This window comes from Cellulosimicrobium cellulans (assembly GCF_024124905.1).
Lineage (GTDB): Bacteria > Actinomycetota > Actinomycetes > Actinomycetales > Cellulomonadaceae > Cellulosimicrobium > Cellulosimicrobium cellulans_G.
Genome location: NZ_JAMXST010000001.1, coordinates 556,427 through 580,510, shown reverse-complemented (window position 1 = coordinate 580,510; position 24,084 = coordinate 556,427). Strand labels below are relative to the sequence as shown.

The window sequence follows — 24,084 nt, the reverse complement described above, 5'->3', positions numbered from 1 at the left end:
CGAGGTCAGGCCCGCCGCGGTGCCACCGCGAGCAGCGCTCGGGCCGCGGCCACGACCTCGTCGACGGTGACCCGCTCGAGCGCCGGGTCGAGGGCGGCGGCGTGCGGGTCGCCGCGGTATCCGTCCGGCTGCCCACCAGGCCGCGCGGGCGCCGCGTCGCCGCCGTGCCAGAGCACGACGTGGCGCTCCGGGTCGATCGCCGGGCCCCACGCCGACGGCGGGGTCGGCCCGAACAGGACGACCGACGGGGTGCCGAACGCCGTCGCGAGGTGCGCGACGCCCGTGTCGCCGCACACCACGAGGCGCGCGGTCGCGACGACGTCGGCGAGCGCGGGCAGGTCGAGCGTGCCCGCGGTGTCGGTCACGGCGCCCGTCGCGCTCGTCGCCTCCGCGAGGGACGCGGTGGCGTCCGCGACGACGCGCGCGCCGAGGTCGCGCTCGTCCGGGCCGCCCGTGACGACGACGTCGTGCCCCGCGACGGCGAGGTCGCGCGCGACGGCGGCGAAGCGGTCCGCGGGCCAGCGCCGGGACCCCGAGGCCGCACCCGGGTGGACGACGACGTGCCGCCCGCGCGACGCGGGCGGGTCGAGCCGCAGGTCCTCGCGCGAGCACGCTCCGCCCGCGGCCGTGACCAGGCGGCACCAGCGGTCGACCTCGTGCTCGTCGGGGTCCCAGCCCGGCCCGGCGACGCCCGCCTCGCGCGACGCGAACGCGACGACGTGCTCGGGCGCGGTGTCGAGGAGCACGCGGTGGCTCTGGGGCCCGCTGCCGTGCAGGTTCACGGCGACGTGCCCGGAGGGCGGGGCGCCGGACACCGCCGCGGACTCCTCGACCCACGCGAGGGGTGCGAGGCCCTGCGAGGGCACGACGCCGTCGACGAGCCCGAGGTCGCGGAGCCAGCCGCCCACCTCCTCCGGAGCGGCGAGCAGGACGCGGCGCCCGGGCCAGGCGCGCCGCACGCCGCGCAGGGCCGGGACCGCGGTGAGCGCGTCCCCGAGCCCGAGCGCACGCAGCACGAGGACCGTGCCCGCGTCCTGGCCCCCGAGCCCCGGCAGGTCGGGCGCGAGCCCGGTGGCGTCGGTCGTCACGGCCACGACGTCTCGCCGGACGCCATGACGAGCATCTCGCGGATCTCGCAGCCGACCGGCTGGCGCAGCGCCGTCACGACGGCGGCCGCGGTCGCGCGCGGGTCGTTGAGGTCGGCGTCCGGGCCAGGCTTGTACTGCTCGGTGCGGCCGTCGAAGAACGCGGTGCGCATCCCGCCGGGCACGAGGCACGTCACGCCGACGCGTCCCGCGAGCTCGGCGGCGAGCGCCTGGGAGAACCCGCGGACGGCGAACTTGGACGCGCAGTACGCGGTCGCGTCGGACACGCCCTTGAGGCCGAGGGTCGACGCGACGGTGACGACCGTCCCGCGCCGCTCCTCGAGGAACGGCAGCGCGGCGCGCACGACGGCGACCGTCCCGAAGAGGTTGACGCGCACGACGCGCTCCCACGTCTCGACGTCGATCTCGTCGAGCCGCCCGCACGCGTCGGTGCCCGCGGCGGTGACGACCGCGTCGGGCGGGCCGACCTCCAGGGCCAGGCGCTCGACCGCCGCGGCCGCCGCGGCCGAGTCGGACAGGTCGACGACGGCGTGGGGCGCACCGCCCGCGGGCGCGACCCGGTCGAGGACGACCGGCTTGCCGCCCGCCGCCGTGACGGCGTCGACGAGCGCGGCGCCCAGGCCGCTCGCGCCGCCCGTGACGTAGACGGTGCCGAGCTCGCGCGGGGCCGGGGCCCGGTCGGGCTGCGGGGTGGTCGAGGTGGTCGAGGTCATGCGGTGGTCTCCTCCGTCAGGGTCGGGAGCCCGGGCGCGAACCGCCCGGAGCGTTCGAGGATCGAGGTCGTGGAGCGGCCGTCGACGTAGGGCAGGACGACGACCCGCCCGCCGTGGCGCCGGACCACCTCGGCCTCGGGCAGGGCCTCCTCGGTGTAGTCGCCGCCCTTCGCCCACACGTCCGGGCGCAGGCGGTCGAGCGCGGAGCGCGGGTCGTCCTCGTCGAAGACGACGACGGCCGACACGCAGTCGAGCGCGGCGAGGACGCGGGCCCGGTCGGCCTGCCCGACGACGGGTCGCTGCGGCCCCTTGAGCCGCCGCACGGACGCGTCGCCGTTGAGGAGGACCACGAGGTGGTCGCCGAGGCGCGCCGCGGCCTCGAGCGTCGCGACGTGGCCCGCGTGGAGGATGTCGAAGCACCCGCCGGTGGCGACGACGGTGCCGCCCGCCGCGCGCAGCCGCGCGGCCACCGCCTCGGGCCCGCCCGGGTCCTGCGGCGGGGCCGCGTCGGAGGCAGCCCCGACGTCGCGGGGCGCGCGGTCCGGCACCCCGTCCGTCACCGCGTCGGGCGCGCGCCGACCCGGGACGTCGGCGCGGCGCCGGTAGCCCTCGGCGCCGCCGGCCGCGACCCAGGCCGAGGCCGCGGCGACCGCCGCGACGACCGCCTCGACGAGCTCGGCGCCCCGGGCGAGCGCGACCGCCGCCGTCGAGGCGAACCGGTCGCCCGCGCCGCAGGGGTCGCCGTGCGCGACGGTCGCGGGCACGTACGCGGGCTCCCCGTCGGCGCGCGCGACGAACGCTCCGTGCTCGCCCGCGGTGACGCACACCGCCCGCACGCCCCAGGCGGCGGCGAGCGCCCGGGCCAGGCCGCCCGGGTCGTCGGCGCACGCGTCGAGCCCGAGGGCCTCCGCCGCGTCGAGCGCCTCGGCGAGGTTGGGCGTGACGAGCGCGGTCCCGGGCACGGGTGCCCCGCCGCGCGGGTGGGGGTCCCACACGACCGTCCGGTCGCGGGCCGCGTGCTGGAGCGCGTCGCGCACGGGGCCGGCGTGCGTCGTGCCGGCCCCGTAGTCCGAGACGAGGACGACGTCGGCGCCCGCGAGCGCCGCCCGCACGGAGCGCTCGGGCACGTCGTCGGGACCCGCCGGACCGCCGTCGTCGACCCGGACGACGGTCTGCCCGCCCGAGCGCACGCGGGTCTTGCGCCGCGTGGTGCCCACCTGGGGCAGCGCCACGACGTCGAGGTGCGGACGCAGCAGCGCACGCAGCTCGCCGCCCGCCTCGTCGTCGCCGAACGGCGCGACGAGCCGCACGCGCGCCGCGTCGGCGGCGAGCAGGGCCGTCAGCCCCGCGCCACCGGGGCTGCGCCGGACGCCGAGCGTGTCGACCACGGGCACGGGCCCGTCGGGGGAGAAGCGCGTCACCTGGCCGTCGACGTCGCGGTCGAGCAGCACGTCGCCGACCACGACGACGCGCGGGCCCTGCGCTGCCGTGGACGACGGTGGGAGCACCGCCGCGGTCGCTGCGGCGGGATCCTGCGCGGCCCGCCCGTCCACGGGCCCCTCGCCGGGCAGACCGTCGGGCGGGGCACCGGGTGCGTCGCCCCGGGCGGCCGCCTCCCGGTGGCGCACGTGCGCGTCGAGCGCCGCGCACAGCGCGTGCACGACGACGAGGTGGAGCTCCTGGACCGACGACGTCGACGCCCCGCGCAGGGCGAGCACGTCGTCGCACGCGGCGGCCAGCGCGCAGTCCCGCGGACCGGTGAGCGCCCACGTCGTGAGGCCGAGCTCGCGCGCCCGGCGGGCCGCGGCGACGACGTTCTCGCTCTCGCCCGACGTCGACAGCAGCACGAGGACGTCGCCCGGCCGCCCGTGCGCGGCGACCTGCCGCGCGTACATCTCGCCGACGCCGTAGTCGTTGACGATCGCGGTGAGGCTCGACGTCTCGGCGTGCAGGCTGATCGCGGAGAGGGGCGTCCGCTCGCCGTCGAAGCGCCCCACGAGCTCGGCCGTGAGGTGCTGCGCCTCGGCGGCGCTGCCGCCGTTGCCCGCGACGAGCAGCCGCCCGCCCGCGAGCACGGTGTCGGCCAGCCGCGCGCCCCACGCGTCGAGGCGCCCGGCCTCGGCCGTGAGCAGGTCGAGGCCGTCGTGCAGGTCCGCGGCGTGCTCGCGCAGCCAGCGTCGCGCCGCGTCCTGCGGGCCGGCGCTGCCCCCGGGCCGGTGCGCCGTCACGGTGCGCTCACCGCCCGCAGCGCGGCGCGGGCACCGACGACGGGCCGTGCGCGCCCCGGCTCGGCGCGGCGCGCGGCCACGACGAGCTCGTACGACTCGGCGGTGCGGGCCGCGACCGTCGACCACCCGTACAGGTGCTCGGCCCGGACGCGCGCGGCCGAGCCGAGGCGCTCCGCGAACGCCGGGTCGTCGGCGAGCCGCCGGAGGGCCGCCGCGAGCGCCCCGGGGTCCCGCGGCGGGACGAGCAGGCCGGTGCGCCCGTCGACGACCGAGTCGAGCAGGCCGCCGACGGCCGCGCCGACGACGGGGCGTCCGCACGCGGCGGCCTCGAGCGGGACGATGCCGAACGGCTCGTACCAGGGGTCGCACACCACGGCGTCGGCGGCGTGCATGAGGTCACGCACGTCGTCCTGGGTCACGCTGCCGACGAACCGCACCCGGTCCGGCACCCCCGACGCGTCCGCGACCGCGCGCAGCCGGAGCACCTCGGGGTCGTGGTCGAGGGCGTCCGCGGCCGGTCCGCCCGCCACGACGAGCTCGGCGCCCGGCAGCTCCGCGAGCGCCTCGATCACGGTGTCCACGCCCTTGCGCTCGACGAGGCGGCCGACCGAGAGCAGGCGCAGGCGCCCGGGCTCGCGGTGCAGGTGGTCCGAGCGGTCGGCGTCGGGCAGGAAGCGGCCGAGGTCGACCCCGCAGGGGACCACGTCGATGCGGTCGGGGTCCGCGCCGAGCGCGACGAGCTCGGCGACCTCGTCGGCGCACGTCGCGACGATCCGGTCGACCGCGCGGCACAGCAGGCGCTCGCGGGCCACGCGCTCGGCCGGGCTCGTGTCGTGCGCGCCCTGGTGGCGGCGTTTGACGGACCCGAGCGCGTGGAACGTCTGCACGAGGGGGACGCCGAGCGCGGGCGCGGACAGCAGGCCCGCGATCCCGGACATCCAGAAGTGCGCGTGCACGACGTCGGGGCGCGGCCCGGGCTCGACCCAGCGCCGCAGCAGGTCCGCGCCGAACGCGTCCATGTGGGGGAGCAGGTCGTCCTTGGGCACGGCCACCGGCGGGCCGGCGTCCACGTGGACGACGTCCACGCCGCGCGCGAGGGGCACGCGCTCGGGGAGGGACGCGTCGTCGCGGCGCGTGAACACCTCGACGCGGTGGCCCTGGGCGCCGAGCCGGGTGGCGAGCGACGCGACGTGGACGTTCTGCCCGCCCGCGTCGACGCCGCCGAGCGCGGCGAGGGGGCTGGCGTGCTCGGAGATCATCGCGATCTTCATGAGGTCACCTCCGTCAGGACCGTGTCCCAGCGCCGCAGGAACGCGGCGTGGGAGTAGTGCTGGAGCACGTGGGCGCGTGCCGCCCGGCCGTGCTCGCGGGCGTCGTCGGGGTCGGCGAGCCAGCGCCGCGCGGTCGCGGCGAGCTCGTCGGGACGGGCGCTGAGGAGCCCCGCGGCCGGGGGCACCGCGACGGGCGCCTCGGTGGTCGGCAGCGCGAGGACCGGCATCCCGAGCGCCATCGCCTCCAGCAGGGAGAGCCCGAGGCTCGTCCAGCGGTAGGGGTGCAGGTAGACGCGCGACGTCGCGAGGCGCGCGTGCATCGCGGCCTGGGGGACGTCGTCGTGCAGCCGGTGGGGGAGGTCCCCGGGCGGCGCGACGAGGTGCTCGGCGAGCTTGCCGACGCCGATGCCGTAGACGGCGAGCGGCACGTGCCGCCCCAGCCCGACGAGCACGTCGGTCCCGGCGACGCGCCAGCGCCGCACGGGCTCGTTGACGACGGCGCCGACGCTCGCCCGTTCCCCGGTGTACAGCGGGCCGGGGTCGGGGACGCCGTGGTCGACGACGAGCGTGCGCGCGTCGCCCGTGTCCCACATGAGCGCGTTGAACGCCGTGACGTGCACGATCGGCACGAGGCCCTCCTCGACCACGTCGAGCTCGGCGAGGGGGTGCCGGGTCGCGGCCGCATGGCCGGTCGGGGCGTTGTGCTCGACGTAGACGGCGGGCACGTCGCGGCCGGGCACGAGCCCGGTCCAGCGGCGCAGCAGCTCGACCTCCTCGGGGCGCTGGAGCACCACGACGTCGATCGACCCGTCCGCCGCGAGGTCGGCGAGCTCGTCCGGCGCCACCTCGCGCGCGCCCGGCGGCCAGTCCCAGGTGCGCGCGCGGCCGCGGCCGTCGGGCCCGCGGTCGGGGACGACCGGGACCAGGTACTCGTGGCCGCCTGCGACGAAGGACGTCGCCCACGACCCGTGCACGTGCCACACGAGGATCCTCATCGGGTCACCCCCACGGTCCGGGGCAGGGACGTGCGGGGCGCGGGCGTCCCGACGACGTGCGGTGCGGCGAGGCGGTCGACCGCCGCCACGACGTCGGCGGGGTCGACGCCCAGGCACGGGTGGCCGGGCACCGGGCACAGCCGGGCGCGGGTGCCGCGGCACGCGGCCTCCTGGTCGCCGAGCAGGACGGTCGGCACGCCCCACGGCGCCCAGCGCTCCGCGGGGACCACGGGGGCGAAGAGCGACACGACGGGCGTGCCGACCGCGGCGGCCAGGTGCGCGGGCCCCGTGTTGCCGACGACGACGCAGCGGGCGCCGGCGAGCACCGCCGCGAGACGCGCGAGGTCCGTGCGCCCCGACAGGTCCAGCGCGCGCCCCGCGGCGACGTGCGCCGCGAGGTCGGTCTCGCCCGGCCCGCCGCTGACCACGACCTCCCGGCCCGACGCCGCGAGCGCCGCGACGACGTCCCGCGCGTGGTCGGGCGCGGGGGCACGCGCGGGCACGGACGCGCCGGGGTGGACGACGACGTACGGCCCGGTCGGGACGAGGTCGCTCACGTCCGGGAGGGGGCGACGCACGCGCAGCCGGTCACCGTCGGGCGGCGCGCCGAAGCCCGCCGCGCGGACGAGGTCGAGCGCGGCCTCCACCTCGTGCAGGCCGTCGGGTCGTGCGTGGCGCACGTCGAGGAGCGATCCGGGGTAGTCCTCGCTCACCGCGGCGACGTGCTCGACCCCGGCGAGCCGCAGGAGCATCGCCGCGGGCAGCGGGCTCTGGTGGAACGACGTGAAGACCACGGCCGACGCGTAGCGCCGCGCGGCGAGCGTCGCGACGAGGTCGAGCACGCGCGCGCGGTCGACGCGCGGAGGTCGGTAGCCGGACCACGGGGCGTCGAACACGAGCACCTCGCGCACGTCCGGGAGCAGCCCCGCCGCGGCGTGCCCGGCGGGGGAGGCCAGCACGTCGACCCGCCCGCCGCGCGGCGCGACCGTGCGCGCCATGGCCCGGACCGCCGGGCCGGTGAGGAGGACGTCGCCGTCGCTGTCGAGGCGCACGGCGAGAACGTCGGCGCTCATGCGGCACGCTCCCCGGTCCGGGACGCGTCCGGCGTGTCGGCCGCGTCCGGGTCGGCGTCGGTGGGGTCGGCGTCGGTGGGGGTGGCGGCGCCGGGCAGGCGGCCGTCGAGCGCGCGGACCGCCCCGGCGAGGTCGGCCGCGACGACCGGCGCGGCGGCGACCTCCTCGGGGCGGGTCAGAGGCGTCGGCACGAGGACCGGCGTCGCGCCCGCGGCGAGCGCCGCGCCCACGTCGGCGCCGATGTCGCCGACGACCGCACACCGCCACGGCTCGACGCCGAGGTCGGCGGCCGCGGCGAGCACCAGGCCCGGGCCGGGCTTGCGGCACGCGCACCCGTCGTCGGGCGCGTGCGGGCACACCTGCCACGTGTCGAACGGGCCGAGCAGCTCCTCGACCCGCGCGTTCACGGCGTCGACCTGCGCGCGCGTGAGGAGCCCGCGCCCGACGCCGGACTGGTTGGACACCACGCCGAGCCGGACCCCGCGGGCGCGCAGGTCGTCGAGCACCGCGCGGGCGCCGTCCACGGGACGCACCGCCGCGGGGTCGCCGGTGTACGGGACGTCGTGCACGAGCGTGCCGTCGCGGTCGAGCAGCACGGCCGCGAGCCGCGGCGGCCAGGGCTCGAGCCCGCGTCGGGCGGCGAGCGTGCCCACGACGCGGTGCCGCACCGCGGCGAACGGGATGGCGGCGCTCGTCCACGCCATGCGCCGCAGCTCGGGCCCGAACGCGTCGTCGCCCGGACGCGGCCCCGGCGCGAGGCGGCGGCCCAGGAACTGGGCGGTGAGACCGGCCCAGGCGAGGGCGCCGAGCGCGGCGACGCGCGGGCGGCGTGCCAGGAGCCCGCCGACGCCGACGGCGGCGGCGGCGACGGTCGCGACGTGCCACGCGAGGCGGCCGCGGCCCGTCTCGGCACGCTCGCGCCAGCGGGGTCCGTGCAGGGCGCGGAACGTCGCGTCGTCGCGCGTCCCGGCCTGCACGCGCAGGCTCACCGCGTCGTCCGCGGGGCGCACGGGGTGGGTCGTCGTGCGCGTGCCGCGCACGAGCTCCCAGCCCGCCTCGCGGACGCGCAGCGCGAGGTCGGCGTCCTCGCGGTAGGCGCGGGGGAAGCGCTCGTCGAACCCGCCGACCTGCTCCAGCGCCGCGCGCCGGTACGCCATGTCGGCGGTCGCCCACGCCGCGCGCTCCAGGCCGGCGGTCCCGCGCTCCCAGTCCGTCGGCCGGCGGTCGGTCGGCAGCGGCACGTGCAGGCGCCCCTGCACGCCGCCGGTGCGGGGCGTCGCCGCCGCGAGGTCGTGCGCGAGGTGGCGCGCCCACCCGGCGGGGAGCTCGACGTCGTCGTCGAGGAGCACGACCCACGGCGCGGACGTCGAGCGCCACCCGGCATTGCGCGCGGCGGCCGGGCCCCGGCCCCCGGTGCGCACGACGCGCGCGCCGAGCGCACGGCCGGCGTCCCCGAGATCGAGCGGGTCGGGCACCGGGGCGGTCGCGCCGGGCGGCGGCAACCGGCGGTCGTCCGCGACGACGACCTCGGCCGGCCCGGGGGAGTCCGGGCCGTCGGCCTGGGCGACGAGGGTCTCCAGGAGCCGGTCGAGCGACGGGCGCCCGATCGACGGCACGACGACGGCGTACGGCACCGCGCCGGCGGGGCGCGCGACGGGCGTGCTCATGCCTCCACCTCCGTCGGCGCGGCGAACACGCCCGGCCGTCGCACGAGGTGCGGGCCCAGCACGAGCGCGTCCACGGGCGCCGAGCCGAAGAGCTCGAGCGCGTCGCGGGGATCGTCGACCATGGGCCGGCCCGCGGTGTTGAGGCTCGTGTTGACGACGACCGGCAGCCCGGTGAGGTCCTTGAACGCGCGGATCGTCGCCTGGAGGCGGGGCGTGGAGTCGTCGACGGTCTGGATGCGCGCGGTGCCGTCCACGTGCACGACGGCCGCGATGCGCTCGCGCCACGCGGGCGCGACGTCGTGCACGAAGAGCATGTAGGGGCTGGGGACCGGGCCGCCGGAGAAGATCTCCGGGGCGTCCTCCAGCAGCACCATCGGGGCGACCGGGCGGAACTGCTCGCGGCCCTTCACGTCGTTGAGCCGTTCCAGGTTCGCCACCGGTCCGGGGTGCGCGAGCAGCGAGCGGTGCCCGAGCGCGCGCGGCCCGAGCTCGGCGCGGCCGTCGAACCACGCGACGATCCCGTCGTCGGCGAGGATCCGTCCGACCTCGGCGGGCAGGTCGTCGGGCGTCGTGAACGGCACGTGCGCCGTGCGGAGCCACCGGGCGAGCGCGTCGTCGCCCCACGCCCGGCCGAGCGCGGCCGAGCCCATGGGCTCCACGGTGTCGCCCGCCTCCGCGGCGAGCTGGAGCGCGGCGCCGAGCGCCGTGCCGGAGTCGCCCGCCGCGGGCTGGACCCAGACCTCCTCGAACGGAGACTCGCGCCAGACGCGCGAGTTCGCGACGCAGTTCAGCGCCGTCCCGCCGGCCATGGTCAGCACGCGGTCCCCGGTCTGCCCGTGCAGCCACGTGGCGAGGTCGACGAGGACCTCCTCGAGACGGGCCTGCACGGAGGCCGCCAGGTCGGCGTGCTCCGCCAGCCCGCCGTGGTCGGTGCCCCACGTGCCGTCGTCGGTGCGTGGGGGCGCCCACCGCTCCCAGTCGGGCACCTCGGCGACGAACCCGCCGTCGCCGGTCGCGTAGAGGACCTCGCGCAGGTCGTCGAGGAAGCGCGGCTCGCCGTAGGAGGCGAGCGCCATGACCTTGTACTCGTCGCTCGACCGCAGGAAGCCCAGGTGCTCGGTGAGCGACTCGTAGACCAGCCCGAGGGAGTGCGGCAGCTCCTGGCTCGCGAGCACCTCCAGGCGGCCGTGGTCGTAGCGGCCCGCGAGGTGGGACGAGCGCTCGCCGCGGCCGTCGAGCGACAGCACGCTCGCGACCAGGAACGGGGAGGCGAGCGCGGCCGACGCGGCGTGCGCGACCTCGTGCGGCACGAACCGCACCGTCGACGGCGACAGGCCCGGCAGCGCGGTGGCGAGGAACTGCGGCGCGCGCTCGGCGTACTGCACGCGCAACCAGTCCCACGGGTCCGGCAGGCCCATCTCCTCGGCGGGCTTGGCCAGCGCCGGGTCGAACGAGTACGCGACGGCGTCGAGGTCCTGGGGGCGCAGCCCGCCCTCCTCGAGGCACCACGCCATCGCCTTCTCGGGCAGCTCCCAGGCCGCGAACGGCAGCGGTCGCTTGCCGTGCTTGCGCCGCGAGAAGCGCTCCTCCTCCGCGGCGGCGACGACGCGCCCGTCGACGACGAGGGCGGCGGACGGGTCGTGGAACAGGGCGTTGACACCGAGGACGCGCATGGGGCTGCGAGCCTCCCTGGATCGGGTCAGGCTCGTGGTGCGCCTCGAGAACGTGGGGCACCGCCTGACGCGTGCGGGTCGGCTCTGCTGCAACCCCGAACTTCACCCTCACCCGGAGAAGCGCTTCTCGCACGCCCACGGCGCACCTATGGGTAGTTCTCTTCGTGTCACTCGCCGGGAGGCCCGCATGACCACGTCCACCGCCCCCACTACCTCGCGCGACGACCTCGCCGCACCCGCCCCGGAGGACCGCCGTATCGAGCGGACCGACCCCGCGACCGGGCGACCCGCCGCCCCTGTCCGGTGCGCGACGGCCGACGAGGTCGACGCCGCCGTGCGCGCCGCCGTGGCCGCGTGGCCCGCGTGGCGCGCGACGGCCCCGGCCGACCGCGCCGCCGCCCTGCGCGCCGCGGCGCGGTCCGTGCGCGACGCCGCCGACGAGCTGGGCGCGCTGCTGCGGGCGACGACGGGCCGGCTCGAGGCCGAGGCGCGCGCGTCGGCCCTGGTCGCGGCGGACCTGCTCGACGAGGCCGCGGTCGCGGGTCTCGGGCGGGCGGGCCGCGTGCTCGCGGGCGACCCCGCGGCGCTCGACGTCGTGCGCCGCGAGCCGCGCGGCGTCGTCGCGGTGGTCACGCCCTGGAACGACCCGTACCCGGCCGCCGCCGGGCTCCTCGCCGCGGCGCTCGTCACGGGCAACGTGGTCGTGCACAAGCCGTCCGAGCGCAGCGACGCCCCCGGGGTCCGCCTGGCCGAGCTCGTGGCCGCGGCCCTGCCCGCGGACGTGCTGCGCGTCGTCAGCGGGGACGGGGCGACCGGGGAGGCGCTCGTCGGGCACGACGGCGTCGCGCTCGTCGCGCACGTCGGCTCGACGGCCGCGGGGCGCCGGATCGCGGCGGTCGCCGGGGCGCGCGGGGCGAAGGCGCTGCTCGAGAACGGCGGCAAGGACCCGCTCGTCGTCGATGCGGGCGTGGACCCCGTCGTCGCCGCGCGCCAGATCGCGACGGGCGCGTTCACCAACGGCGGGCAGCTCTGCACCGCGGTCGAGCGCGCCTACGTCGTCGAGGAGGTCGCGGACGCCGTCGTCGCCGAGCTCGCGCGCCTCGCGCACGAGGTCGTGGTGGGCGACCCCGGCGACGACGCGACGACGATGGGCCCGCTCGTGGACGAGGACCAGCTCGCCGTCGTCGACGCGCACGTCCAGGGAGCGCTCGCGGCCGGCGCCCGCGCCGTGACCGGTGCGCGCCGGCTCGACCGTCCCGGGTCGTACTACGCGCCGACCGTGCTCGACCGGTGTCCGGACGACGTCGACCTGCTGACCGTCGAGACGTTCGGGCCCGTCGCGCCGGTCGTGCGCGTGGCGGACTTCGACGAGGCGCTGCGCCGGGCGTCGGCGTCGGCCTACGGGCTCGCGGCGACGGTGCTCACGGCGTCGCTCGCGCACGCGCTGCGCGCGGCCGACGTGCTCGACGTCGGCACGGTCAAGGTCAACGCGGTGTTCGGCGGCGCGCCGGGCGGGTCGGCCGACCCGCGCCGCGGCAGCGGCGGGGGAGCGGGTTACGGGCCGGACCTGCTCGACGAGATGACCGTCCGCAAGGCCGTCCACCTCGAAGCGCTGGGGGAGCCGTGAGCCGCGCGAACGCGACGCTCACGTTCGGCGGGACGGCGACCGCGCTCCTGCGGTTCGGACGCTTCACCGTGCTCACCGACCCCAACTTCCTGCACCGCGGCCAGTGGGCCTACCTCGGCAAGGGTCTCGCGTCGCGGCGGCGCACCGAGCCCGCGATCGGCCCGACGGGCCTCCCGCCGCTCGACGCGATCGTCCTGTCCCACCTGCACGGCGACCACTTCGACCGCGTCGCGCGGCGCGGCCTGACGAGGCAGGTGCCGCTCCTCACCACGCCGTCCGCGGCGCGGCGCCTGGCGCGGCACCACTTCGCGACGGTCGGCATGCCGACCGGCACGATCGAGACGTTCCGCTCGGGCAAGGAGACGCTCGACGTGGAGTCGGTCCCGGCGATCCACGCGCGCGGCGTCCTGCGCTCGCTCCTGCCGGAGGTCATGGTCACCGTCTACACCCACCGCGTGGACGGCGACCGACAGACCCAGGTCTACGTCACGGGCGACACGCTCACCGGCGACCACGTCGACGTCGTCGCGCACGCCTTCCCGCACCTCGACTCGGTCGTCGCGCACCTCGGCGGGACGCGGATCCTCGGCCGGACGGTGACGATGGACGACGTCCAGGGCGCCGACCTGGTGCGGCGGGTCGGGGTGCCGCTCGTGGTGCCGGTCCACTACGACGACTACGGGGTCTTCCGCAGCCCGCTGCGCGACTTCCTGGCGCGATCGCCGGAGCTCCCGGGGGTCGAGCTGCGCCCCGTCGTCCGCGGTGCGACCGTCAGCCTCCGCGTCGACTGAGCGCCTCCGCCGGACCGGTCGCCGCACGTCGTGCCGACGTGCATCGGGTCACGACGTGGTGTGGAGGAAGGTCGACGACGGCCCGGGAGACGAGGTCTCGTCTCCCGGGCCGTCGGTGCGTCGGGCTCAGCCCTCCCGGACCTGGTCGCGGACGTCGGCCGCGGCCTCCTTGCCGTGCTGGCCCACGGACTGCGCGGCGTCCTTCGCGGCGTCGCGGACGGCCTCGGCGCCCTCCTTCGCGGGCTCCTTGAGGTCCTGCACGACCTCCTGCGCGGTGGACTTCACGTCCTCGACGAGCGGGGTCGCCTTCTCCTTGACGCCGACGGCGGCGCGCTGCTCGGCGCGGCTCGACGGGAGGAGCGAGGCGACGACGAGGCCGACGCCGAACGCGACGAGCCCGACGGCGAGCGGGTTGCCCTGCGTCTGCTCGCGCACCGCGCGCGGCGCGGAGCCCACGGTCTCGGCGACCGAGGACGCGGTGCTGCGCGCCGAGTCGGCGACCGACGACGCCGCCTCGCGGCCACGCTCGGCGACGCCGTGCGACGCGTCGCGGGCGGAGTCCGCCGTGTCGTGCGCCGTGCCCATGACCCGGTCCTTGACGCTCGTCACGCCGGACCGCACCCGGTCCACCTGGCGTCGCGCCACGTTGCCGGGCTTGACCTTCTCCCCGAGGGCGTCGACGTCCCGGCTCAGCTCGGTCCGCGTGCGCTCGATGTCGGCCCGGATCTCCTCCGGATCGCTGGTGCTCATGAGTTCTTCTCCTCGTGTCCTCGGACGGCGTTCGGGATCTTCTTGAGGGTGTCCGTGGTCTCGGGCATGCCCTCGACCGTGCGCAGCTCCGTGCGTCCGCGCGCCGCGAGGACCGCGGCGACGATCGCCCACAGCACCGCGACGACGACGGCCGACCAGCCACGGCCCATGACGGCGCCGAGCGCCCACCACAGCGCCACGGAGAGGAACAGCAGGACCATGTGGCCCGCCACCCCGGCACCGGCGAGCATGCCGGCGCCCTTCCCGGCGCGCTGCGCGGACTGCTTGGCCTCGGCCTTGGCGAGCTCGACCTCCTGGCGCATGAGGGTCGACAGGTCACGGCTCACCTCGGCGACGAGCTCGCCGAGGCTCTGCTGCTCGCCGGTCCCCGTCGGGCCGGCCGCGCCCGCGGCGGTCGCCGGGGCGGGCGGGGCGCCCGGGTCGGGCCCGCTGCCCGCCGTGTGCCGGGCGGTGTGCGCCGCGGCGAACGGGTCAGGGACGGACGACATCGGGGCCACCTCCCGGTCGGCCGGCGCCCGTGCCGGACGTCGTCGGCGGGAACGTCGGCGGCGTCGGGTCCCCCTCCGCCGAGGTCGCGACGTCCGGGTCCTGGTCGAGCCGGTCGTTCGCGAGGCCCGGGTACGCCCCGGCGGTCCCGATGTCGGGCTCGCCCCGCGTCCCCGTTGTCCCGGCGGTGCCGGTCCCGCTCGTGCCGGCCGTACCACCGAGGCCCGTGGTACCGGTCGACCCCGTGGTCCCGGCGAGTCCCGCGGTCCCGGTCGTCCCCGTGCTGCCGGTCGACGTGCCGACCGGCGCGGCGTGCGCGCCGCGCGTCCCCGACGTGCCCGCGCCGGACGCGCCGTCGCCGCGGTCCGAGCCGGCGCCCGGCGCGTCCTTCATGCCGCGCACGAGCCGCCCGACCAGGAGGCCCGCGCCGGCGGCGAGGAGGAGGAACGTGCCCGGACGACGCCGGGCGAAGCTCTCGACCTCGTGCAGCACGGACGAGGGCTCGCGGTCCTCGAACCACTGCGCCACCTGCCCGGTGACGTCCCCGGCGCGCCGCACCAGGTCGGTGGCGTAGCCCGGGTCCTCGGTGCCGTCCGCCATCTGGCGGAGCTCGTCGCCGAGGGACCGCAGCCCGCCCGCGAGGCGCTCCTGCTGCGTGCGCGCCTGCGCGCTGAGCTCGGTCCTCGTCTGGTCGACCAGACCGCGCGCGCGGTCCGTCGCCTCGTGCGCGACGTCGCGCGCCTTCTCCTTCGCGTCCTGCGCGACGTCGCGGCCCGCGTCGCCCACGTGGGACGCGGCCTCGCTCGCGCGCTCCTTCACCCCGGTCGCGGCGCTGCCGCTCTCGCCGGTTCCCTGCGTCGTCCCGGCACCCGGCGAACCGGGCCCCGAGCCGTACGGCACGTTCGTCTCGCTCATGGTCGGACTCCCGTCGTCGTCGCCGCGCTGGTGCGGCGTGACTGGCGACGGAGCAGAGAGGCCGTGCCGGGCTCCCGCTCCGCCGGTACGGCCACCTCCTGGACCACCTCTCACGGTAGGCCGGGGTCGTCCGCACACAACCGGGGCGCACCCCCGGGCCCCCGGTTGCGAGCGCCCGCGGCCTTGCGACGGTGGGAGCGGTCGAGCAGCCGGCCGCCACCGTGCCGGGCGCCGCCCGGCCGTACGGCGCCCTCGGGGCGCAGGAGGTCCACGATCATGGCCACAGGAGAGACCGGGTTCGACGACGTCACGTTCGACCTCATCTCGGTGCAGTACCACTCGCTCAAGGCCGGGCACGACTACGGCCAGTACGTGCGGGACGCCCGCAACGCGGGCAAGGAGGAGATCGCCACCTTCTTCGAGAAGGTCATGGCGGAGGACTCCGAGCGTGCCCAGCAGTGCCACCGCTTCCTCGCCGAGCTCACGCGGCACGGGACGTCCGCCACGTCACCGCAGGGGTCCCAGCAGGGCTGACGCGGCGACGGGGCCGGCACGAGCCGCGTCCCGGCTCGCGAGCGCGGCCGACCCTGGGGAGCATGGCGGTGGCGTCGAGCAGGGGCGCCGTCCGCGCGAGCGCGAGGAGCCCCCAGCATGACCTCCACCGCCGTCCCCGCCCAGACCGCGCCCGCCGCACCGGCGTCCGCGACCGCACGTGCGGCGACCGAGCCCGTGCCCGACGCCCTCGCGGCGCCCGGCACGGGTCGGCTGCCGCTGCCGCGACCGCGCGGTCCGCTGACCGCGGCGCTCGTGAGGGCTCTCGTCGACGGCCCGCCCGGGGACGACGCGGCCGAGCGGCTGCGTCCCGTCCGGGACGCCCTCCCGGTCGCCCTGGACGCCGCCGCCGGGCGGGTCCTGCGCGACGACGACGTGCAGCTCGCCCTGACGGTCCTCTACGAGCTGCACTACCGCGGGGTGGACGGCGTCGACGACGCGTGGGAGTGGGCTCCGGCGCTGCTGGCCGTCCGCGCGCGCCTGGAGGTCCCCTTCGAGGCCGCCGTGCGCGAGCGCGCGGGCCGGCCGGCGTGCACGGAGACGGACGCCGCGGGGGTGGCCCGCCGGCTCTTCGCGCTCGCCGCCGACGACGGCCCGAGCCTGTCGCGCTACGTCGCCAAGCGCGCGGACGCGGAGCAGGCGCGCGAGCTGCTGGCGCTCAAGTCGCTGTACCAGCTCAAGGAGGCTGACCCGCACACGTGGGCGGTGCCGCGGCTCGCCGGGACGCCCAAGGCCGCGCTCGTGGAGATCCAGGCCGACGAGTACGGCGGCGGTCGACCCGGCCGGATGCACGCGGAGCTCTTCGCGCGGGCGATGCGCGGCGTCGGGCTCGACGACACCTACGGACGCTACGTCGACGCCGTGCCCGCGGTGGTCCTCGCGGCGGTCAACACGATGTCCCTGTTCGGCCTGCACCGCCGGCTGCGGGGCGCGGTCGTCGGGCACCTCGCGGCGTTCGAGATGACGTCGTCGGTGCCCAGCCGCCTCTACGGCAACGGGTTCCGGCGCCTGGGCCACGACGCGGACACGACCTGGTACTTCGACGAGCACGTGGAGGCGGACGCGGTCCACGAGCAGATCGCCGCGCGCGACCTGGCCAGCGGCCTCGCGGAGCAGGAGCCCGCGCTGCGCGACGACGTCCTGCTCGGCGCGGCCGCGTGCCTCGCCGTCGAGGGCGACGTCGCCGCGCACGTGCTCGAGCGCTGGCAGGCGGGCGAGTCCGCGCTGCGCGCGCCGCTCGACCCGCCCCTGCCGGACCAGGCGTCGAGCGCGTCGTCGAGCCCGGTGTCGCGCCGGTCGTCGAGCCGGTCGCCGAGCCGGTCGTCGAGCCGGTCGTCGAGCAGGGCCGCCGAGGGCGGTGACGCGCCCGGTGCGTGACGCGACCTACGTGCTCCCGTTGCGCCGCGACCGGTTCGACGCGTGTGCGACGACCGAGCTGTCCCGGTACCTCGGGGACCTCGTGCGCCACGTGCACGTCGTCGTGGCCGACGGGTCGCCGGCCCCCGTGCGCGCGCTCCACGCGGCGTCGTGGGGCGACGCCGTCCGGACGGTCGCGGTCGCCGCGCCGCCGCCGGGGTGCAACGGCAAGGTCGTCGGCGTCCTCGCCGGCCTCGCCGCGGCGACCACCCCGGCGGTCGTCGTCGCCGACGACGACGTGCGGTGGGACGTCGCGACGCTCGACCGGGCGCTCGCGGCCCTCGACGAGGCGGACGTCGTCGTGCCGCAGAACGTGTTCGACCCGGCGCCGTGGCACGCGCGGTGGGACACCGCGCGCTCGCTCGTGAACCGTGCGCTCGGCCACGACTGGGCGGGGACGCTCGTGCTGCGCCGTGACGCGCTCGGGCCGCAGGGGTACGACGCCCGGGTGCTGTTCGAGAACCTCGAGCTCGAGCGCACCGTGCTGGCCCGGGGCGGGCGCGTCGCGCACCGTCCGGACCTCGTCGTCGTCCGCCGGCCGCCTGGCGTCGGCGCGTTCCTCGAGCAGCGCGTGCGGCAGGCGTACGACTCGTTCGCCCAGCCCGCGCGCCTGGTCGCCGAGCTCGCGCTGGCGCCGCTCCTGGCCGCGTGCGTCGTCGGGGCGGCGCGCTCGGACGGCGCACGACGCGCTGCGGGGACGGCCGCGGTCCCGGTCGTGCTCGGGAGCGCGGTCCTCGTCGCGGAGGTCGGGCGGCGCACCGCCGGGGGAGCCGCCGCGTGGCCCCCGACGGCGGCCCTCTGGGCGCCCGCGTGGCTGCTGGAGCGCGCGGTGTGCGTGTGGGTCGCGCTCGCGTGGCGCCTCCGCGGAGGCGTGCCCTACCGCGGGACGCGGATCCGCTGCGCCGCGCACTCGGTGGCCGCGCTGCGGCGCGCGACCGGGGCGGGGTCACGGTGACGGGCGAACCGCGCGGGCGCGCGGAGGAGGTCGTCGTGACGGCCTGCCCCGACGGCCCGCTGCTCGTGCGCGGTCCCGCCCGTCTCGTCGACCAGGAGGGGCACGAGATCGAGCGGCACCGCGCGACCGTCGCGCTGTGCCGCTGCGGCGGCACGGCCATCCCGCCGTGGTGCGACGGCACGCACAAGGTCAACGGCTACCGCAGCGGTGACGACGACGGCCCCGCCACGGCGAGCGAGGCCGGGACGGGCGCGTAGAACCAGCCGTGGAACGCGGCGCGGGCCGGCTGGGGCAGCACCCGCGCGGCGGCGAGCATCACGCCGCCCTGGACGCCCGTGACCACCTCGGGGTCCCCGCGGAGGAGCGCGTCCACCGCCCGCCGCGCCACGGTCGCCGGTCGCGGCTTGGGCAGGCGGCCCACGTGGGTGCGCTCCATCCCCGCCTCCCGGAAGAACGGCGTGCGCGTCGGGCCCGGCAGGAGCGCGGTGACCGTGACGCCCGTCCCGGCGAGCTCGCCGCGCAGCGACCACGCGAAGGAGCGCAGGAACGCCTTCGAGGCGGCGTACCCGGCGAAGTGCGGGGCGGGCATCTCCCCGGCGACGGACGACGTGACGAGGATCCGGCCGCGGCCCTCCGCCAGGAGGTCCGGCAGGAGCAGGTGCGTCAGGTGCGCCACCGAGCGCACGTTGAGGTCCAGGAGGCGCAGCTGGTCCTCGAGCGGGGTGCGCGCGAACGCGCCGTGCACGCCGACCCCCGCGTTGAGGGCGACGGTCGAGACGCCGAGGTCGCGAGCGCGCCGGGCGGTCGCCTCGACCCCGCGCGGCGTCGCCAGGTCGACCGTCAGTCCCTCGTGCGCGCCGCCGTGCGCGGCGAGGTCGCGCACGGTGGGCTCGACGTCGCGGTCCGCGACCACGAGCACGTCGTCCCCGCGGCGGGCGAGCTCGACCGCGAGCGCGCGCCCGATCCCGCTCGTCGCGCCGGTCACGAGGGCGGCGCCGCGGTCCGCCGGCGGCAGCGCACGCCGGGCGGGTCGTGCCGCGGTCACGGCAGGTCCGGGGCGTCGTCGTCGCCGAGCGCGACCTCCGCGGGCGGCTCCCGCAGCGCCTGGGCGAGGTGCCCGCCGAGGAACGCGCTCGCCCCGGCGACGGCGTAGCCGAGCGTCGAGACCGCGACCCCGGCCCGGTGCCGCCCGCCGCGGCGCAGCAGCCACGACGTCCCGTAGAGCAGCGAGACGCCGGTGTTGAGCGCCGCGTGCACCGCGCCGACGCGTCGGGCACGCCGGTCGACGTCGAGGTAGTCGGCGAGACCGGTCAGTGCCGTCGGCGCGACGGCCAGCACGCCCAGCCCGACCAGCCGCTGCGCCGCCGGGGCGCTCCGCTCGCCCCCGACGAGGTCGAGCACGGCGGCGCTGGTCCACAGGCCGACGGGGACGTCGGTGAGGGTCGCGTGGAGCGCGTGGCCCAGCGAGCGGCCGTGCAGCTCCTCGCGCAGCCGACCGTGGGAGGGGACGACGGCGAGCGCCACGCCGCGGACGGCGCTGGAGAGGTCGTCGAGCGCGGTCGAGTCCTCGAGCCGCCGCGCGAGGCGCAGGAGGACGGGGGCGCCGGCGTCGTCCGGGATGGTGGTGCTGCTGCGCGGCTCGGACATGGGCGCTCCTCGTGTCGTCGCGCTCCCGTTCTCGAAGCCCTGGGTCGACCGTAGGCACGTCCGGCCGCGCTCGCGCGCGCGACCTCGGACGCACGTCGCCGAGGAGCCCGGCGACGCCGCGTCGGGCGTGCCCCGCCCAGATGCGACCGGGACCGGAGGGCTCCACGCTGGTGGGACGCTCGACGCGTCGAGAACGGGGCGCGTGCCGTGGTCCTCCGCGCACGCCGCGTGGTGAGGGCCGACCTCCTCGAGGGAGAGACCATGTTCTTCCACCGTCAAGAGCTCCAGCACCAGGCCACGCCCGACCGGCCGGACGCCGTCTACGCCCGCAAGCTCCAGGAGGTGCTCGGCGGGCAGTACGGCGAGATCACCGTCGCGATGCAGTACGGCTTCCAGTCCTGGAACTCCCACCTCCCGGGCAAGTACCGCGACCTGCTCTACGGCATCGGCGCCGAGGAGTTCGGTCACGTCGAGATGCTGGCGACGATGATCGCGCAGCTCCTGGAGAAGGCGCCCGTCGGCCTCGTCGAGGGCGCGGTGCAGGACGACCCGACCGTGGCCGCGATCGTCGGCGGGACCGACCCGCAGCAGGCGATCGTCGCGGGTGCGGGCGCCCGGCCGGTCGACTCGAACGGGAACCCGTGGTCGGCGGGCTACGTGACCGCGAGCGGCAACCTGCTCGCCGACTTCACGGCGAACGCGAACGCCGAGATGCAGGGCCGCCTGCAGGTCGCCCGGCTCTACCACATGACCGACGACGCGGGGGTCAAGGACCTCCTGGCCTTCCTGCTCGCGCGCGACACGATGCACCAGAACCAGTGGCTCGCCGCGGCGCAGGAGCTGCGCGACGAGGGCGTCGAGGAGCTGCCCGTCCCCAGCACGTTCCCGCTCTCGAAGGAGGACCGCGACGTCGCGTACCAGTACATCAACTTCTCCGACGGCGAGCACGCGTCCGAGGGACGCTGGGCGAGCGGCCCGACCCCGGACGGCAAGGGCGAGTTCACCTACGTCGCGGAGCCACCGGCGGGCGTGCCGATGCCGCCGCCCACGACCCCCGACGAGCGGTTCCACGGCACGACGCGCACGCCGTCGACGCTCGACAAGGCCAAGGGCGCCGTCAAGGACGCCCTGCACAAGGACTGAGCGGGGTGCCCCTGACCGCCGCCGTCCTCGGGACGGGCGCATGACCGACACGCCGGTCGACCTCACGACGCGCGAGACCGGGCTCGTCCTGCGGGACGTGCTCGGTCCGCTCGTCGCCCAGGGCGCGATCGTGCGCCGTCCCCGCGCGACCGCGTGGGCGGAGCGTCGCCAGGTGGACCGCACGGCCCGCCGGCTGCTGGACCGCCTGCGCTCCCGGTACCACGGGGCTCCGCTCATGGTCCGGCTCGGTGCGCGCCGGCTCGTCCTGGCCACCCGGCCCGAGCACGTCGAGCGGATCCTCGTCGGGTCGCCGGCGCCGTTCACCCCGGCGTCGTGGGAGAAGCGGGGGACGCTCGGGCACTTCCAGCCCGACGGCGTCCTGATCTCCCCGCCCGAGGCACGACGCGAGCGCCGTCCCGAGAACGAGGCGGTGCTCGACACGTCCGAGCCCGTGCACCACGACGGCGACGCCCTGGTCGCGGTGGTCGAGCGGGAGACGCGAGATCTCGTCGCGACGGTCGAGGCGTCGGGCCGGCTCGACTGGGACACGTTCGCGGCCTCGTGGTGGCGTGTGGTCCGCACCGTCGTCCTCGGGCGCGCGGCCCGGGACGACGAGCGGCTCGTCGCCGTCCTCGACGCGCTGCGCCGTGACGGGAACTGGTCCTGGTTCCGGCCGCGCCGCCCGTGGCTGCGGGCGGCCCTGGAACGCCGGATCGCCGAGCACGTCGCCGTGGCCGAGCCGGGCACCCTCGCCGCGCGCGGGCGTGACAGGGACGGGGCGGACGCCGTGCGCCGCCAGATCCCCCACTGGCTCTTCGCGTTCGACGCCGCGGGCGCCGCCACGTTCCGCGCGCTGGCCGTGGCGTCCGCTCGCCCGGTCGTCCGCGAGCGCCTCCTCGCGGAGCCGGTCACGACCGGACGCGGGCCCGCCGTGCTGCCGTACGCGCGGGGGTGCGTGCTGGAGTCGGTCCGGCTGTGGCCCACGACGCTCGCGATCCTGCGCGACGCGACGGGTCCGGTGCGCTGGGGCGCGCGCACCTTCCCGGCGGGGACGGGGTTCGTCGTGCTCAGCGCGTACTTCCACCGGGACCCCGGGCGCCTGTCGTTCGCCGACGCGTTCACGCCGGAGGCGTGGCTCGACGGCCGGGCCGACGCCGACTGGGGGCTCGTCCCGTTCAGCGGCGGCCCGGTGTCCTGCCCGGGCCGCAACGTGGTGCTCCTCCTGGCGTCGCACACGCTCGTGCGCGTCGCCCGCCTCGACCTCGTCGTCGGCCGGGGGCGCTACCTCGCGCGGGACCCGCTCCCGCCGACGATGGACCACCTGGGCCTGCGGTTCGGGCTCCGCGGGGAGACGGCCCCGGGCGAGGCGGTGGCGCCCACGCCGACGCCCGCCCCGGCGGTCGCGTAGGCGGGTCGCGGTAGCGCGGTCGCGTAGGCGGGTCGCGGTAGCGCTCGCGCGCGCCTCAGGCGTCGCCGGACGCCGCGCCGCCGGTGCGCGGGTTGACGTTCCCGGGGTCGGCGTCGGTGTCCGTCTCGTCGTCCGCGCCGGAGCCGCTCGCGTGGCGCCCCTCGCGAGGGTTGAGCGACCGGGGGTCGGCGTCGGGGTCCTCGGCGGGGTCGTAGCCGCGCTCGTCGTTCTCGCTCATGTCGGCCTCCTCGGTCGGTGCTGGCTGGCTGCTGGGTGCTGGGTGCTGCGTGCCGGCTGGTGGGGTGCCGGCTGGTCGGTACCGCGCCGGGAAGGCGCGGTCGTGCCACCGTCGCACGGCGCCGCGGCGCTCGCAGGTCCCGGGGTGCCTGCGACGCGAGGCCCTCGTAGCCTGGCCGTGTCGGCGGCGGACCCGGGCGGGGACGTCGTCAGGACGCGGTCGAGAAGGGGCCGACCGGCACGCAGCCACGTCCGTCAGGAGGACACGGTGCCCGAGGAGACGAGCGCGCTCGACGCCCTGCCGCGCCTGCGGAGCCTGGCGGAGGTCGCCGAGCTCGTCGCGGTCGTGGACCCCCTCTACGTCCGGTTCAGCGGTGGGCCCGCGCAGGACCGCGCGACCGTGAGCCGCGACCACGAGAGCGGCTGCCTGCTGCCGGGCCTCAGCGTCAACCCGATGAACCCCGAGCCGTGGTGGGACCGGCCCGTCGAGCACTGGGTCGCGCGCCAGCTCTGCCAGTACGCGCACCTCCTGACGCCCGAGCGCTTCCCCTGGCTGCTCACCGGCGAGGTCGCGGGGCGCGGGCCCGACTGCGAGCCCCTGCTCGTGGGCGTCGTGCCCGCGGCGTCGGTCGACCCGCAGGTCGTCGACGAGGCGGGGCGTCTCTACCGCGAGGTGTTCGACGCGGGCGACGACGGGACGTGAGGCACGCGCTCACGCGCCCGGCTCGTCCTCGGACGGCTCGGGCGGCTCGAACGGCTCCGACACGACGAGCGCCCGCAGGAGCTGCTCGGCGACCTCGCGCGGGCTCACGTTCCGGTGCCGCGAGGCCGAGTCGATGATGCGCCGCGCCTCCTCGGCGGAGCACTGGTTCGTCTGCATGATCGCGCCGACGGCGCGCTCCGTGGCGACGGCGTCGGACATGTCGCGGTAGAACCCGGCGGTCGCGTCCTCGAGCTCGGCGAGCTCGAGGCGCAGGCGTACCGCCGAGGCGACGAGCTGGGCGTACGAGTCGGCCGCGGCGAGCAGCTCCGGGGTCCAGGGATCGGGGGTGCGGGAGTAGAGGTTGAGGGCGACGGCGACGTCGTCCGCGACCGTCGCCGGGACCGCCGCGGTCGAGACGAAGCCCTCCAGGCGCGCCTGGCGCGACCAGCGCTCCCACCGCGCGGCGTCCGCGACCGCGACGACGAGCCGGGAGCCGACGTCCATGGCGTCCACGCACGGCCCGGCGTCGTCGAGCGCCTCGGCCTGGTCGCAGCGGGCGGCCGCGTCGCTGCTGCTCCCGGCCCGCACGCTCACCCCCGCCTGGCGCATCGTCACGCTGACCTCGAGGCCGTGGTCGAGGATCGTCGCGGCGCGCACCGCGAACTCCTGCGGAAAGCGGGCGATACCCATGGCGCGTGCCCCTTCCT

The 24,084-nt window shown here is 77.8% G+C and carries 24 protein-coding genes; 9 read left to right on the top strand and 15 right to left on the bottom strand.

Going from position 1 to position 24,084, the window contains the following annotated elements:
- Positions 1-5: 5 nt before the first annotated feature.
- From NHH00_RS02695 to NHH00_RS02650, 8 genes are read right to left on the bottom strand one after another with little or no spacing between them, the layout of a single operon-like run.
- Complete coding sequence (locus NHH00_RS02695) at positions 6-1,088, bottom strand: glycosyltransferase family 9 protein (RefSeq protein ID WP_253049857.1); 1,083 nt, start codon at positions 1,086-1,088, stop codon at positions 6-8.
- Positions 1,085-1,819, bottom strand: a complete 735-nt coding sequence (locus tag NHH00_RS02690; RefSeq protein WP_253049855.1) for an SDR family oxidoreductase — start codon at positions 1,817-1,819, stop codon at positions 1,085-1,087. The genes NHH00_RS02695 and NHH00_RS02690 overlap by 4 nt, the downstream gene beginning before the upstream one ends.
- Entirely contained in the window at positions 1,816-4,047 is a 2,232-nt protein-coding gene (locus tag NHH00_RS02685; protein WP_308202247.1) for a PfkB family carbohydrate kinase, read from the bottom strand. The genes NHH00_RS02690 and NHH00_RS02685 overlap by 4 nt, the downstream gene beginning before the upstream one ends.
- Complete coding sequence (locus NHH00_RS02675; protein WP_253049853.1) at positions 4,044-5,318, bottom strand: glycosyltransferase; 1,275 nt, start codon at positions 5,316-5,318, stop codon at positions 4,044-4,046. Before NHH00_RS02675 ends, NHH00_RS02685 begins: the two co-directional genes overlap by 4 nt.
- Positions 5,315-6,313 (bottom strand): glycosyltransferase family 4 protein, encoded by a 999-nt coding sequence (locus NHH00_RS02670; RefSeq protein ID WP_253049851.1) that lies wholly within the window; start codon positions 6,311-6,313, stop codon positions 5,315-5,317. The genes NHH00_RS02675 and NHH00_RS02670 overlap by 4 nt, the downstream gene beginning before the upstream one ends.
- Entirely contained in the window at positions 6,310-7,386 is a 1,077-nt protein-coding gene (locus NHH00_RS02665; protein WP_253049849.1) for a glycosyltransferase family 9 protein, read from the bottom strand. Before NHH00_RS02665 ends, NHH00_RS02670 begins: the two co-directional genes overlap by 4 nt.
- Entirely contained in the window at positions 7,383-9,053 is a 1,671-nt protein-coding gene (locus tag NHH00_RS20935) for an HAD-IIIA family hydrolase (protein ID WP_308202246.1), read from the bottom strand. The genes NHH00_RS02665 and NHH00_RS20935 overlap by 4 nt, the downstream gene beginning before the upstream one ends.
- Positions 9,050-10,726, bottom strand: coding sequence for a carbamoyltransferase family protein (locus tag NHH00_RS02650; protein ID WP_253049847.1), 1,677 nt, complete (start codon positions 10,724-10,726; stop codon positions 9,050-9,052). The genes NHH00_RS20935 and NHH00_RS02650 overlap by 4 nt, the downstream gene beginning before the upstream one ends.
- Positions 10,727-10,913: 187 nt before the next feature.
- Here NHH00_RS02650 and NHH00_RS02645 point away from each other — a divergent pair, with 187 nt between their 5' ends.
- A complete protein-coding gene (locus NHH00_RS02645; RefSeq protein WP_253049845.1) occupies positions 10,914-12,353 on the top strand; it encodes an aldehyde dehydrogenase family protein in 1,440 nt (479 codons plus the stop codon).
- Positions 12,350-13,144 (top strand): MBL fold metallo-hydrolase, encoded by a 795-nt coding sequence (locus NHH00_RS02640; RefSeq protein WP_253049843.1) that lies wholly within the window; start codon positions 12,350-12,352, stop codon positions 13,142-13,144. The genes NHH00_RS02645 and NHH00_RS02640 overlap by 4 nt, the downstream gene beginning before the upstream one ends.
- Before the next feature lie 126 nt (positions 13,145-13,270).
- Here the strand turns inward: NHH00_RS02640 and NHH00_RS02635 are convergent, their stop codons facing one another.
- The 3 genes from NHH00_RS02635 to NHH00_RS02625 are packed head-to-tail and all read right to left on the bottom strand — an operon-like array spanning position 13,271 to position 15,316.
- On the bottom strand, positions 13,271-13,894 hold the full coding sequence (locus tag NHH00_RS02635) for a DUF3618 domain-containing protein (protein WP_253049841.1): 624 nt from the start codon (positions 13,892-13,894) through the stop codon (positions 13,271-13,273).
- A complete protein-coding gene (locus NHH00_RS02630; protein WP_253049839.1) occupies positions 13,891-14,403 on the bottom strand; it encodes a phage holin family protein in 513 nt (170 codons plus the stop codon). The genes NHH00_RS02635 and NHH00_RS02630 overlap by 4 nt, the downstream gene beginning before the upstream one ends.
- Positions 14,387-15,316 carry a hypothetical protein gene (locus NHH00_RS02625; RefSeq protein WP_253049837.1) on the bottom strand — a complete coding sequence of 310 codons (930 nt, stop codon included), beginning with the start codon at positions 15,314-15,316 and terminating at the stop codon, positions 14,387-14,389. Before NHH00_RS02625 ends, NHH00_RS02630 begins: the two co-directional genes overlap by 17 nt.
- Before the next feature lie 276 nt (positions 15,317-15,592).
- On the opposite strand from NHH00_RS02625, the gene NHH00_RS02620 reads away from it, so the two are divergent.
- From NHH00_RS02620 to NHH00_RS02605, 4 genes are all read left to right on the top strand, one after another.
- The gene (locus NHH00_RS02620) at positions 15,593-15,850 is read left to right on the top strand and encodes an acyl carrier protein (protein WP_253049835.1); all 258 of its coding nucleotides are present in this window, start codon (positions 15,593-15,595) and stop codon (positions 15,848-15,850) included.
- 117 nt (positions 15,851-15,967) lie between these two features.
- A complete protein-coding gene (locus tag NHH00_RS02615) occupies positions 15,968-17,245 on the top strand; it encodes an iron-containing redox enzyme family protein (protein WP_253049833.1) in 1,278 nt (425 codons plus the stop codon).
- The gene (locus NHH00_RS02610) at positions 17,238-18,239 is read left to right on the top strand and encodes a glycosyltransferase (protein WP_253049831.1); all 1,002 of its coding nucleotides are present in this window, start codon (positions 17,238-17,240) and stop codon (positions 18,237-18,239) included. Before NHH00_RS02615 ends, NHH00_RS02610 begins: the two co-directional genes overlap by 8 nt.
- Entirely contained in the window at positions 18,236-18,496 is a 261-nt protein-coding gene (locus NHH00_RS02605) for a CDGSH iron-sulfur domain-containing protein (RefSeq protein WP_253049829.1), read from the top strand. The genes NHH00_RS02610 and NHH00_RS02605 overlap by 4 nt, the downstream gene beginning before the upstream one ends.
- On the opposite strand, the gene NHH00_RS02600 is transcribed toward NHH00_RS02605, so the two are convergent.
- Both NHH00_RS02600 and NHH00_RS02595 read right to left on the bottom strand, forming a co-directional pair.
- Positions 18,436-19,284 (bottom strand): SDR family NAD(P)-dependent oxidoreductase, encoded by an 849-nt coding sequence (locus NHH00_RS02600; protein ID WP_253049827.1) that lies wholly within the window; start codon positions 19,282-19,284, stop codon positions 18,436-18,438. The genes NHH00_RS02605 and NHH00_RS02600 overlap by 61 nt on opposite strands.
- Positions 19,281-19,886 carry a DUF2231 domain-containing protein gene (locus NHH00_RS02595; protein ID WP_253049825.1) on the bottom strand — a complete coding sequence of 202 codons (606 nt, stop codon included), beginning with the start codon at positions 19,884-19,886 and terminating at the stop codon, positions 19,281-19,283. Before NHH00_RS02595 ends, NHH00_RS02600 begins: the two co-directional genes overlap by 4 nt.
- Before the next feature lie 261 nt (positions 19,887-20,147).
- Here NHH00_RS02595 and NHH00_RS02590 point away from each other — a divergent pair, with 261 nt between their 5' ends.
- Both NHH00_RS02590 and NHH00_RS02585 read left to right on the top strand, forming a co-directional pair.
- Entirely contained in the window at positions 20,148-21,029 is an 882-nt protein-coding gene (locus NHH00_RS02590; protein WP_253049823.1) for a manganese catalase family protein, read from the top strand.
- Positions 21,030-21,069: 40 nt separating this feature from the next.
- Positions 21,070-22,437: a cytochrome P450 gene (locus tag NHH00_RS02585; protein WP_253049821.1), complete on the top strand. Its 1,368-nt coding sequence runs from the start codon at positions 21,070-21,072 to the stop codon at positions 22,435-22,437.
- A gap of 55 nt (positions 22,438-22,492) precedes the next feature.
- Here the strand turns inward: NHH00_RS02585 and NHH00_RS02580 are convergent, their stop codons facing one another.
- Entirely contained in the window at positions 22,493-22,675 is a 183-nt protein-coding gene (locus NHH00_RS02580) for a hypothetical protein (protein WP_253049819.1), read from the bottom strand.
- A gap of 267 nt (positions 22,676-22,942) precedes the next feature.
- Here NHH00_RS02580 and NHH00_RS02575 point away from each other — a divergent pair, with 267 nt between their 5' ends.
- Positions 22,943-23,377 carry a DUF6098 family protein gene (locus NHH00_RS02575; protein ID WP_253049817.1) on the top strand — a complete coding sequence of 145 codons (435 nt, stop codon included), beginning with the start codon at positions 22,943-22,945 and terminating at the stop codon, positions 23,375-23,377.
- Positions 23,378-23,386: 9 nt separating this feature from the next.
- Here NHH00_RS02575 and NHH00_RS02570 read toward each other — a convergent pair whose 3' ends face one another.
- Entirely contained in the window at positions 23,387-24,067 is a 681-nt protein-coding gene (locus NHH00_RS02570; protein WP_253049815.1) for an ANTAR domain-containing protein, read from the bottom strand.
- Positions 24,068-24,084: the final 17 nt, after the last annotated feature.